Annotated in this window: 6 protein-coding genes; 2 read left to right on the top strand and 4 right to left on the bottom strand. The window is 60.2% G+C overall.

Annotated elements, in window-relative coordinates:
• Nucleotides 1–23: 23 nt before the first annotated feature.
• Nucleotides 24–3,635 carry a hydantoinase B/oxoprolinase family protein gene (locus ABNT42_RS14760; RefSeq protein ID WP_348698188.1) on the top strand — a complete coding sequence of 1,204 codons (3,612 nt, stop codon included), beginning with the start codon at nucleotides 24–26 and terminating at the stop codon, nucleotides 3,633–3,635.
• Nucleotides 3,636–3,843: 208 nt separating this feature from the next.
• On the opposite strand, the gene ABNT42_RS14755 is transcribed toward ABNT42_RS14760, so the two are convergent.
• A complete protein-coding gene (locus tag ABNT42_RS14755; protein WP_348698186.1) occupies nucleotides 3,844–5,559 on the bottom strand; it encodes a response regulator in 1,716 nt (571 codons plus the stop codon).
• 292 nt (nucleotides 5,560–5,851) lie between these two features.
• Here ABNT42_RS14755 and purL point away from each other — a divergent pair, with 292 nt between their 5' ends.
• On the top strand, nucleotides 5,852–9,901 hold the full coding sequence (gene purL, locus ABNT42_RS14750) for a phosphoribosylformylglycinamidine synthase (RefSeq protein WP_348698184.1): 4,050 nt from the start codon (nucleotides 5,852–5,854) through the stop codon (nucleotides 9,899–9,901).
• Nucleotides 9,902–9,976: 75 nt separating this feature from the next.
• Here the strand turns inward: purL and ABNT42_RS14745 are convergent, their stop codons facing one another.
• The 3 genes from ABNT42_RS14745 to ABNT42_RS14735 all read right to left on the bottom strand — a co-directional run bounded on the left by ABNT42_RS14745 (nucleotide 9,977) and on the right by ABNT42_RS14735 (nucleotide 12,439).
• On the bottom strand, nucleotides 9,977–10,720 hold the full coding sequence (locus ABNT42_RS14745; protein ID WP_348698182.1) for a DNA alkylation repair protein: 744 nt from the start codon (nucleotides 10,718–10,720) through the stop codon (nucleotides 9,977–9,979).
• 63 nt (nucleotides 10,721–10,783) lie between these two features.
• Nucleotides 10,784–11,560, bottom strand: a complete 777-nt coding sequence (locus ABNT42_RS14740; protein ID WP_348698180.1) for a peptidylprolyl isomerase — start codon at nucleotides 11,558–11,560, stop codon at nucleotides 10,784–10,786.
• A 99-nt stretch (nucleotides 11,561–11,659) separates the two neighbouring features.
• Nucleotides 11,660–12,439, bottom strand: a complete 780-nt coding sequence (locus tag ABNT42_RS14735; protein WP_348698178.1) for a peptidyl-prolyl cis-trans isomerase — start codon at nucleotides 12,437–12,439, stop codon at nucleotides 11,660–11,662.
• Nucleotides 12,440–12,533: the final 94 nt, after the last annotated feature.

The following is a 12,533-nucleotide window of genomic DNA, read 5'->3' as shown; positions in this document are numbered from 1 at the left end:
TTTTATATCATCGAGAGGCAGTTATGGATTGGCAGTTCTGGATCGATAGGGGCGGCACTTTTACCGATATCGTGGCAAAGATGCCGGATAACCGCTTGCGTACACTGAAACTGCTGTCCGAAAATCCCGAACATTATGCCGATGCCGCCGTCGCTGGCATACGCCAGCTGATGGGCGTCGCGGCCGGTGCCGAGGTGCCTGTGCAGCAGATTGCTGCCGTCAAAATGGGTACCACGGTGGCGACCAATGCGCTGCTTGAACGTAAGGGCGAGCCGACGGCGCTGGCGATTACCCGCGGTTTTGGTGATGCGCTGCGTATCGCCTACCAGAACCGTCCGCGCCTGTTCGACCGGCACATTGTGCTGCCCGAACTGCTGTATCAGCGCGTGATCGAAATCGACGAACGCATGGGCGCACATGGCGACACGGTGCAGGAACTCGATCTGGCACAGGCCCGCGCCGGTCTGCAAGCGGCGTTCGATGCTGGCCTGCGCTCGCTGGCCATCATCTTCATGCATGGCTATCGCTATACCGAACATGAAGCCCGCGTGGCCGCACTGGCGCGCGAGATCGGCTACACCCAGGTCTCCGTTTCGCATCAGGTCAGCCCCATGATGAAACTGGTGGCGCGCGGCGACACCACGGTGGTCGATGCCTATCTGTCGCCCATTCTGCGGCGCTATGTGGACATGGTGGCACAACAGCTACCGGGGGTGAATCTGCAGTTCATGCAGTCGAATGGCGGGCTGACGGATGCACGCGCATTTCAGGGCAAGGACAGCATACTGAGCGGCCCGGCCGGCGGCATCGTCGGCATGGTGCGGGCCAGCCAGCTGGCCGGCTTCGACAAGGTGATCGGCTTTGACATGGGCGGTACCTCGACCGATGTGTCGCACTTTTCCGGCGAGTTCGAGCGGGTGTTCGAGACGCAGGTGGCCGGTGTGCGCATGCGCGCACCGATGATGAGTATCCATACCGTGGCCGCCGGTGGTGGTTCGGTTCTGCATTTCGACGGCAGCCGCTTCCGGGTGGGGCCCGATAGTGCCGGTGCCAATCCGGGGCCGGCCAGTTACCGCCGTGGCGGCCCGCTGGCGGTCACCGACTGTAACGTCATGCTGGGTAAAATCCAGCCGCGCTACTTCCCCCATCTGTTTGGTGCGGACGGCAAACAGGCGCTGGATACGGCTACGGTGCGCAGCCGCTTTGCCGAGATGGCGCAGGAAATCGCCCGCGCCACAGGACGGAAGACCAGCGCGGAACAGGTGGCCGAAGGCTTTCTGTGCATCGCGGTGGGGAATATGGCGAATGCCATTAAACAGATTTCGGTGCAGCGCGGCCATGATGTGACCGAATATGTGCTGACCAGTTTTGGCGGCGCCGGCGGCCAGCATGCCTGTCTGGTGGCCGATGCACTGGGCATGAAGACGGTCTTCGTGCATGCGCTGGCCGGTGTGATGTCGGCCTATGGCATGGGGCTGGCCGACCAAAGCGCCATGCGCGAGGCGGCGGTAGAAATAAAGCTGGCCGCCGATGCGCTGCCGACGGTGGCCCAACGGCTGCAAGAGCTGGGCCAGCTGGCAACTGACGATCTGCTGGCACAGGGTGTGGCGCCGGAGCGCATCAGCCTGATGCAGCGTGTGCATTTGCGTTATGAAGGCACGGACAGCGCCTTGATCGTCCTGTTTGATACGCTAGAGAGCATGCAGGCACAGTTTGAAGCGGCTTATCGCAAGCGCTACTCCTTCCTGATGCCGGCGCGCGGCCTGATGGTCGAAGCCGTCTCGGTGGAAGCTATCGGCAAGTCCGATGCGCCAGCCGAAATGGTGGAGCCAGCGCCGCGCCGTATGACGGGGTTGTTGCCGCAGGCCGTGGTGCCGATGTACACGGGCGGCAAGTGGCACCAGACCAATCTGTATGCGCGCGAGCACACCCGTATCGGTGATCTGATTAAAGGGCCAGCCATCATCGCCGAACAGAACTCTACCACTATTGTGGAAGCGGGCTGGCAGGCCGAGGTGACGCCGCAAGACCATCTGGTGCTGCGCCGGGTGGCAGCACTGCCAGCGCGACGCGCGATCGGCACCAGTGCCGATCCCGTCATGCTGGAGATTTTCAACAACCTGTTCATGTCCATCGCCGAGCAGATGGGCCTGCGCCTGCAGAACACCGCCTACTCCGTCAACATCAAGGAGCGACTGGATTTCAGTTGTGCGATTTTCGATGCAGACGGCAATCTGATCGCCAATGCGCCGCATATGCCGGTGCATCTGGGCTCCATGGGCGAGAGCATCAAGACGGTGATGCGCGAGAATGCAGGCCGCATGCAGGCCGGCGACGTGTACATGCTTAATGACCCCTACAACGGCGGCACCCACCTGCCCGATGTGACGGTGATAACTCCTGTGTTCGACGAAACCGGCAGCACGCTGCTGTTCTACGTAGGCTCGCGGGGGCACCACGCCGATATCGGCGGCACCACGCCGGGCTCGATGCCGCCCGATTCGCGCGTGATCGAAGACGAGGGTGTGCTGATCAATAACTTCAAGCTGGTCGATGGTGCGGCCGGTGGCCTGCTGCGCGAAGGGGAAACCCGTGCGCTGCTGGCGTCGGCGCGCCATCCGGCCCGCAATCCCGACCAGAACATGGCCGACTTGCGGGCGCAGGTGGCGGCTAACCAGAAGGGGGTAGAAGAACTGCGCAAGATGGTGGTGCATTTCGGGCTCGATGTGGTGCAGGCCTATATGGGGCACGTGCAGGACAATGCCGAGGAGGCGGTAAGGCGTGTAATCAGTGCGCTGCAGGACGGCAGCTATACGCTGGAACTCGATAACGGCGCACGGATACAGGTGGCGATCCGGGTGAATCAGGCCGAGCGCAGCGCGGAAATCGATTTTGCCGGCACGTCAGACCAGCTGGATAACAACTTCAATGCGCCATCTGCCGTGTGCATGGCGGCGGTGCTGTACGTGTTCCGTACGCTGGTGAATGACGATATTCCCCTGAATGCGGGCTGCCTCAAGCCGCTCAAGGTCAGCATACCGGCCGGTTCCATGCTCAATCCGCGCTATCCCGCATCGGTGGTGTCGGGCAACGTGGAAACCTCGACCTGCATTACCAATGCGCTGTATGGCGCACTGGGCGTGATGGCGGCGGCGCAGGGCACCATGAACAACTTCACCTTCGGCAATGCGCGCTACCAGTACTACGAAACCATCAGCGGTGGTTCCGGCGCAGGGCCCGGCTTTGACGGCACCAGCGTGGTCCAGACCAATATGACCAACTCGCGCCTGACGGATCCCGAGATACTGGAATTCCGCTTCCCCGTGCGACTGGAGAGTTACACCATACGGCGCGGTAGCGGTGGTGCGGGGCGCTGGCATGGTGGCGACGGCGGCGTACGCAAAGTGCGCTTCCTCGAAACCATGACGGCCGCCATCCTGTCCAACAACCGTGTGTATGCGCCGTTCGGGATGGCGGGTGGCAATGCCGGTGCTTGCGGCCGCAATAGCGTGGTGCGTGCCGATGGCAGCGTCGAACACTTGCCGCACATCGGCAAGGCCGACATGCAGGCCGGCGATATGTTCGTGATCGAAACGCCGGGCGGTGGCGGCTATGGCGAGGCAGATCAAAGCTAGAGGGAGCAGGCGAGGCAGGGTAGCGTCAGAGCATGCTACCCATGGTACTGCCTGGCGATACCCGTCCGCCTGCGCTTGAAGCCGCTGACCTGCGCGCGTACAGTCGCGACTTCAACTACTTTAACTAGCGGAGAACATCGTGCGTACGCTTACCCGATTATTGCGCGCCGGCGCCCAGACCCATGCAGCCATTCAGTCAGCGGCAGCCTTATGCGCTCTGTACTTTATCTCGTGGTATCTGATCGCCTACTGGTCCAACATCCCCGGTTCGCTGATGCTCTGATTCCACCAGCGCCGATATGCCGTATTTGCGCTGGGTGTGGGCAAACTGGGCTTCCAGTTGCGCCAGCGCGGCATGGTGGGGATCGAGCGAGCGCATGCGGCCCAGCAAAGTGGCGCAGTGCTTACCAAGCTGGGCTTCCCAGCCCAGATCGTCGAGTTGCTTGAGGATGGCCGAGGTGGCTGCCAGTGCCAGCGACATATTGGCCGGCGCCTTGCGCAGACCGGCGTTGAGGGTGTCGACGGCCGCGCGCAGATCGCCCTGAGTGCGCTGCTCGGTGGCATGCTCGATCAGTTCGTCCACCTGATGCTTGATTTCCTTGCTCATGCCTTCGGCCAGATCATGCCGGCCCGCCTTCTCGAACACCTGCACCGCTTCATCCATCGACACGCCACTTTCCGTGTCATTCATCAGATTGAGCATCAGTTCCGACGCCTGCGCATCGAGTTCGGCGTTCAGGCAGCTATGCACCACGCCCACTTTCAGTTGCGTCGACAGGCCGCGGCTAACGGCGATGGCGCTGACGGCGTTGGTAAATTCGGTAGCCGCGCCTTTGCGGTTGCCTGTCATTTCGTGCAACATGCCGGCGGCTACGGCGCGGCAGGCGTCCACATTGGCGCTGCTGCGTAAGGATCGCTCCATATCGCGGATCACGCCGCTGATCTGGCCCGTGTCGCCCTTGGCGACCAGCGTCTTGACCAGCTTGACGTGATCCTCCGGATCGCGGAACTCCGAGTACTTGGCCTTGGCCACCACCTGTTTGAAAGCTTTCTCGGCGGCTGCCACGTCGCCCGTCTCCAGCGCCACTTCGCCCAGATGGCGCAGTCGGCCCACCAGATTCGGCGAGATGGCGACAGCATCTTCCAGGATCTTCTTGGCGGTTTCCTGCGCACCCAGTGCCTCATGGGTGCGCGCCAGCAGATCGTAGGCCGACATGAATTTGGGATTGGAGGCCAGCAGGTTTTCCAGCGTGGTGCAGGCTTCAGGATACTTTTCTTGCGCAAACTGGCAGCGGGCTACGCCCATCTGGGCCCAGGCGATAGCCCGATTGATGACGATCAGCTGATAGACCAGCTCCGCTTCCGCGTATTCGCCCTGATTCATCAGCAGTTCGGCGCGCAAACGGGCAAAATCCGTTGCATAGGCGGGATTGGCGGCTTCGCGGCTGCGGCATTCGGTGATGGCTTTGGCGATGTTGCCCGCTTCTGCTAGCTGGTGCACGGGTAAAAATACCGCGCGGCGGGCGATGGCGCGGCGCATGCGCTGCTGCAGCATATCCACCGTGAACGGTTTAAGTACGTAATCAGTAGGGGTGAGTTCGGCCGCGCCGATCACCTTGCTGTACACGCCTTCCGAGGTCAGCATGATGAAAATGCTGGACGGCGGCAGTAATTTATGGGCGCGCAAGTCCTCCAGCAGCTGCTGGCCATCCTGACCATTCTGCTCGCCACTGCCATTGCCCAGATCGTACTCGCACAGCACGATATCGAACGGTTTCTTCGCCAGTTGCCGGATGGCAGTACCAGAACTGACCGCATAATCGATCTTGGTGATGCCGGCCTGGGCGAGCATATTGTGCAGGTTGCCGCGCATGCCCGGATTGGGATCGACGATCAACACTGACAAATCACTATATTCGGCCATCTTAGCGCATTAAGTTAAAGTTGAATCTAGCATACTCCAAGGCAACCTAAAATGTTACCAAAACACGCTGAAAGCGCCATTTTCGGTCAAGTTTTGGGCTTAAAAAGGTGAAAAATGTTGCTTTGTAGGTAGTTTTTGTCTGCATTTGGCGCTGTATAGACAGCGTGGTAAAGGGTATAATGCGCGCACAGGAATTCTGCCATTCAAGTAATAAGACATCAGTTGCAATACGTGTCCCCATGCTTCATCGTCCTTTAATCCGCAGCCTTGCTGCATCAACCATCTTCCAACCATGTTGATTCTGCCGGGCTCCAACGCCCTGTCCGCATTCCGTAGCCAACGCCTGTTGACCCAACTGCAAGCTGTGCTGCCTGCCATTGCCGCCGTTCAGGCGCGCTTCGTCCACTTTATCGATGCCTCCGCGCCGCTGTCCGACGATGACAGCCGCCGTCTCGGTGCGCTGCTGACCTACGGTGAGCCAGCCCATGCAGACAATACCGAAGGCGCGGTCGAGGAATTCTTCGTGATTCCCCGCCTGGGCACCATTTCGCCATGGGCCTCGAAAGCGACCGATATCGTGCACAACTGCGGCATGGCCCATGTGAAGCGGGTAGAGCGGGGGATTGCCTACCGCATCAATCTGAAGGCCGGCATTCTGGGTAGCAGCATCGGCGCCACCAAGCACCTGAGCGCCGAACAGGCACAGGCTGTGGCGGCGCTACTGCATGACCGCATGACGGAATCCGTGCTGCGCCATCCGGACGAAGCGGCGGGCCTGTTCCGTACGCTGGAAGCGCGTCCGCTGGAAACCGTGGACGTCATCGGCGCCGGCAAGGCCGCGCTGGAAAAAGCCAATACCGACCTCGGTCTGGCCATGTCGGACGATGAAATCGAGTATCTGGACGCCGCTTTCACCAAGGCCGGCCGTAATCCGACCGACGTGGAACTGATGATGTTCGCGCAGGCTAACAGTGAACATTGCCGCCACAAGATCTTCAACGCCGACTGGACTATCGACGGGGTCGCCCAGCCTAAGTCGCTGTTCGGCATGATCAAGAACACCCACCAGCTGCAGCCTAAAGGCACGGTGGTGGCGTATAGCGACAACTCCTCCATCATGGAAGGCGCCGAAGTGATGCGCTTCTTCCCGCAGGGCGAAGCGCACCAGTACGCGCCTGTGACGGAGCTGACCCATACCCTGATGAAGGTGGAGACCCACAATCACCCGACCGCGATTTCGCCATTCCCCGGTGCTTCAACCGGCGCTGGCGGCGAGATCCGCGACGAAGGTGCAACTGGCCGCGGCGCCAAGCCGAAAGCCGGTCTGACCGGTTTCACTGTGTCGAATCTGATGCTGCCCGGTGCCGTGCAGGCATGGGAAAACGATGCCAGCGTGACGGGGCCTGCGGCCGATTACCGCGACAGTGGCAAAGCCTACGGCAAGCCAGACCGCATCGCTTCGGCGCTGCAGATCATGATCGAAGGCCCGCTCGGTGGCGCTGCCTTCAGCAACGAATTCGGCCGTCCGGTACTGGGTGGCTACTTCCGTACCTACGAACAGAACATCGGCAAGCAGTTCGCCGGTGCAAACGACACGGTGATGGGTTACCACAAGCCGATCATGATTGCCGGTGGTATCGGCAATATCTCGGCCCAGCACACCCACAAGAACGATATCCCTGTCGGCAGCCTGCTGGTGCAGCTGGGTGGTCCGGGCATGCGTATCGGTATGGGCGGTTCGGCGGCCTCGTCGATGGCGACCGGCACCAACACGGCGGATCTGGACTTCGACTCGGTACAGCGCGGCAATCCGGAAATGGAACGTCGCGCCCAGGAAGTGATCAATAGCTGCTGGCAGCTGGGCCCCAAGAATCCGATCATCTCGATCCACGACGTGGGTGCCGGTGGTCTGTCGAATGCTTTCCCGGAAATTACCAATGACGCCAAGCGCGGCGCGATCTTCGATCTGCGCAAGATTCCGCTGGAAGAAAGCGGCATGGCACCGAAAGAGATCTGGTCGAACGAATCGCAGGAACGTTATGTACTGGCCATCGCTCCGGAAAATCTGGCACTGTTCAAAGGCCTGTGCGAGCGCGAGCGCTGCCTGTTCGCCGTGGTGGGTACTGCCACGGAAGAGCGTCAGCTCAAGCTGATCGATCCGGAACTGGGCAATTCGCCAGTCGATATGCCGATGGAAGTGCTGCTCGGCAAGCCGCCGAAGATGCAGCGCGATGTGCACCATGTGAAAAATGATTTCCCTGCCATCGATCTGACCGGCATGGATCTGGAAGAAGTCGCCAAGCGCGTGCTGCTGCTGCCTACCGTGGGCGATAAATCCTTCCTGATCACCATCGGTGACCGTAGCGTGGGCGGCATGTCCGTGCGCGACCAGATGGTGGGCCCATGGCAGGTGCCGGTGGCCGATTGCGCTGTCACGGCCATGAGTTTCGAAGGCTACCAGGGTGAAGCGATGGCGATGGGCGAGCGTACCCCGCTGGCCGTGATCGACGCTGCTGCTTCCGGCCGCATGGCCGTAGCGGAAGCCGTGACCAATATTGCTGCTGCACCGATTAACGATATCTCCGACATCAAGCTGTCGGCCAACTGGATGGCGGCTTGCGGCCAGCCTGGTCAGGATGCAGCGCTGTACGACACGGTCAAAGCCGTGGGTATGGAACTGTGCCCGGCGCTGGGTATTTCCATCCCTGTGGGCAAGGATTCGCTGTCGATGCGCACGACGTGGAAGGACGAAGGCGAGAGCAAGGCTGTCACGTCGCCAGTGTCGCTGATCGTATCGTCGTTCGCACCGGTGTACGACGTACGCAAAGCGCTGACGCCGCAGATCCGCACCGACCTCGGTGATACCTCCATCATTCTGATCGATCTGGGTCGCGGTAAAAACCGTATGGGCGCGTCGGCACTGTCGCTGGTGATGGGCCAGCTGGGTAACGAAACGCCGGACGTGGATAGCCCGGAAGATCTGAAAGGCTTCTTCGCCGCCATCCAGCAACTGAACAAGGACGGCAAGCTGCTGGCCTACCACGACCGTTCGGACGGCGGTCTGTATGGCACGCTGACGGAAATGGCCTTCGCTGGCCGCGCCGGTCTGTCGATCAATCTCGACATTCTGACGCTGGATCAGGGCCATGGTGCCGATCAGGGCGATGCCAAGAACTGGGCTGGCCAGATCGCCGAACGCCGCAATGAACAGACGCTGCGCGCGCTGTTCTCGGAAGAGCTGGGCGCCGTGATACAGGTACGCGCAGAAGAGAAGTCGCTGGTGATGGATGTACTGCGCAGCTTCAACCTCGGTGCCTGCAGCCACATCATCGGCAAGCCGAATGACCGTGGGGTGATCGAATTCACCCGCGATGCCAAGACCATCTACGCCCAGCCGCGCTCGGCGCTGCACCGTCTGTGGAGCGAAACCAGCTGGCGTATCGCCCGTCTGCGCGACAATCCGGCCTGTGCCGATGCCGAATACGACCGCCTGCTGGACGAAACCGATCCGGGCATGACCCCGCGTATTACCTTCGATCTGAGCGACAACGTGGCCGCCCCATTCCTCGCGACGGGCGTGCGTCCGCGTGTGGCGATTCTGCGCGAGCAGGGCGTCAACTCGCATATCGAAACGGCTTACGTGATGCATCAGGCTGGCTTCACCGCGGTCGACGTGCACATGAGCGACCTGATTGCTGGCCGCGTCAAGCTGGATGACTTCCAGGGCATCATCGCTGTCGGCGGTTTCTCCTACGGTGACGTACTGGGTGCCGGCGAAGGCTGGGCCAAGACCATCCTGTTCAACAACGCCCTGTCCGACCAGTTCGCGCGCTTCTTTGCCCGCACCGACAGCTTCGGTCTGGGCGTGTGCAACGGCTGCCAGATGATGAGCAACCTGAAGTCCATCATTCCGGGCGCCCATGCATGGCCTAAGTTCACCACCAACAAGTCGGAGAAATTCGAAGCCCGCTTTGCCATGGTGGAAGTACTGGATTCGCCGTCGATCTTCTTCAGCGGCATGGCTGGCACGCAGACGGCCATCGCCATCGCCCACGGCGAAGGCTATGCCGACTTCAGCCAGACCGGCGACATCACGCAGGCCGTGGCAGCCATGCGCTACATCGACAACCGTGGCGTGGCGACGGAAGCCTATCCGTTCAACCCTAACGGTTCGCCGCAGGGTCTGACCTCGGTAACGACGGCCGATGGCCGCTTCACCGTGATGATGCCGCACGCCGAGCGCGTGTTCCGCACGGTGCAGCAGTCGTGGCATCCGGATGCATGGGGCGAGGATTCGCCATGGATGCGCATGTTCCGCAACGCCCGCAAGTTCGTCGGCTAAGCCGCGACACTGCAAGCAAGGCCGGCTTCCGCCGGCCTTTTTTCATTCGGGGTCAGGTCGGGCAAAGTGCAGGTGTCAGGTCGGGCAGAGGGGCAACGGTTGAGGCTGAGGCTGAGGCTGCACCGATGCCCGACCTGACCCCGGGTTTTGGAGGTGTTTGTTGGCTTCGCGGTAGCTGAGCGGCGCCAGTCGCTGCTGGTGCTGTGCCGTAAAGTTCAGTACGGCTTGCGCATCATGGCGGGCATAATCCCGTAGCGCCCAGCCTATGGCTTTCTGGATGAAAAATTCGTCTTCGTGCGCGCATTGCAACGCGTAGCGGAACAGGCGGTCGGCATCGGTCTGAGCGCGCCAGCCTAGCTGATGCAGCAGGGCGATGCGGCGCACCCACAGATTGTCATGCATGATGGCAGTATCCATGCCGTCGTGGCGATGGCGCAGCACGTCGCCTATCACTCCCGCCAGACCATCGACACTGTCCCACCATGAGCGCCGTTGCACCAGCGCCAGCAATGCAGGCAGGTGGCTGCAATCGAACTGTTTCCAGTGCAGCGCCAACAGGTCGATGGCGACGTACTGGAACTCCCGCTCCGGCTCCTCCCAGAGTAGCGCCGACAGTTCCAGTAATCGGGCTGCTGGCTGCCCCTTAAGCGCAAGGAGCAGGGGCTTGCAGGCGCTGCGTCGCTGTGGTGTACGTACGCCAAGAAATGCGAACTGATCGCGCATGTAGGCACGCATGGCGGGCGCGTGGGCAGGTTCGGCCACTGAGAGCAGGGCGGTACGCAGTTCGCTTGGCAGGGCGGTGGTCTGGTCTGTGGTCATGGCGCTGGAGCCGGCAATAAAAAAGCGCCCCGAGAGGCGCTTTGAGCATACCGTATAAACGGTTTACTGGATCTTGGCTTTGGCCGTCAGTTCTTCACGCAGGGTAGCGATTTTACGCTGCTGCATGGCTTCGTTGATCTGGCCTTTGACTTCGTCGAACGATGGCAGTTTCACTGCGCGCGATTCTTCCATCTTGATGACGTGGAAGCCGAACTCGGTTTTTACGGGAGTCTGGGTGATTTCGCCATTTTTCAGAGCCACCATGGCGTCCGCAAATGGCTTGACCAGTTTGCCCGGAGTCATCCAGCCCAGATCGCCGCCGTTGTTGGCCGAACCGTCTTTCGACACTTTGGCCAGTTCTTCGAACTTGCCGCCGTTTTTCAGCTTGGCGATGATGTCCTTGGCTTCCTGCTCGGTAGCCACCAGAATGTGACGCGAGTGGTATTCTTTCTCACCCATGGCGGACTTGTACTTGTCGTACTCGGCCTTCATGTCGGCTTCCTTGACAGGATTTTTCTTCAGGTAATCGGCCAGCATGGCGTTGATGATGATGCTCTGGCGGGCATTTTCGATAGCAGCTTTGACTTCAGCCTTGGTGCCGAAACCTTGCTTGTCCGCTTCCTGAATCAGCACTTCGCGGCCGATCAGGTCTTTCTTGATCATTTCGCGCAGTTGCGGGCTGTCTGGCTGCTGGCCCTGGGCCACCACCTGTTTGACCACCTGATCAACCTTGGACGCTGGAATGGCTTTGCCATTGACGGTCGCTACGTTTTGCGCGAAAACGGGCGCTGCAGCAACAGCGATCAGGGCTAACATCATGCGGGTTGGCTTCAACATCATTATTAAATCCTATAAAAAAACAAGAAATCGCACTCGGCGGTGCATGGTACCAACGCTAAATCAAAAACGGCGCCCCGCAGGGCGCCGCCTAGTGCAACATTACTGCACTTTTGCTTTTTTGACCAGTTCTTCCTGATAGGCTTGAACTTTCTTCTGTGCCAGTGCTTCGGCTACCTGTGGTTTAACTTCTTCCAGCGTAGGCAGCTTGGCAGCGCGGATGTCGTCCACTTTGATCACGTGGAAACCGTTCGGCGTCTGCACTGGCTTCTCGGTGACCTGACCTTTTTGCAGGGCAACGAAAGCTGCCGAGAATGCTGGCGGGAAGGCCGCTGGCACTGCCCAGTCCAGATCGCCGCCGTTAGCAGCCGAACCGGTGTCTTTCGAGTTCTTGGCCAGTTCTTCGAACTTGGCGCCGCCTTTGATCTTGGCGATCACGTCGTTAGCTTCCGCTTCGGTTGCCATCATGATGTGGCGTACGTGGTATTCCTTGTCGCCGTTCTGGGCCACGAACTTGTCGTATTCGGCTTTGATGTCGGCGTCGGTGACCGGGTTCTTCTTAATGTAGTCGCCCACCAGTGCGTTGATGATGATGGCCTGACGGGCATTTTCTACCTGTGCTTTCACCGCAGCGTCTTTGGCAAAGCCCTGTTTTTCAGCTTCCTGCATCAGCACTTCACGGCCGATCAGGTCTTTCTTGATCAGATCGCGCAGTTGTGGCGAATCTGGCTGCTGGCCTTGAGCAACAACTTGCTTGACCACGGCGTCCACGCGCGAGGTCGGGATAGCTTTGCCATTAACAACGGCAACGTTCTGGGCGAAAGCAGGTACGGCGATAACGGCGAGAAGTGCAATCAGCAACTTGGCTGGCTTGAAAGTCATTATTAATTCCTGTAAGGGGAAAAGTTTAAGCGAAAATGCTAGGCAGGGAGTTGGATCAGCTATTTGTAGTTCTGTTCAATTATTCTGAAACGAA

Origin of the sequence: Duganella fentianensis, from assembly GCF_964031615.1 — a bacterium.
Classification (GTDB): Bacteria; Pseudomonadota; Gammaproteobacteria; order Burkholderiales; family Burkholderiaceae_D; genus Rugamonas; species Rugamonas fentianensis_A.
Note: the sequence above shows the minus strand (reverse complement) of the source record. Positions and strands in the feature narration are given on the sequence as shown.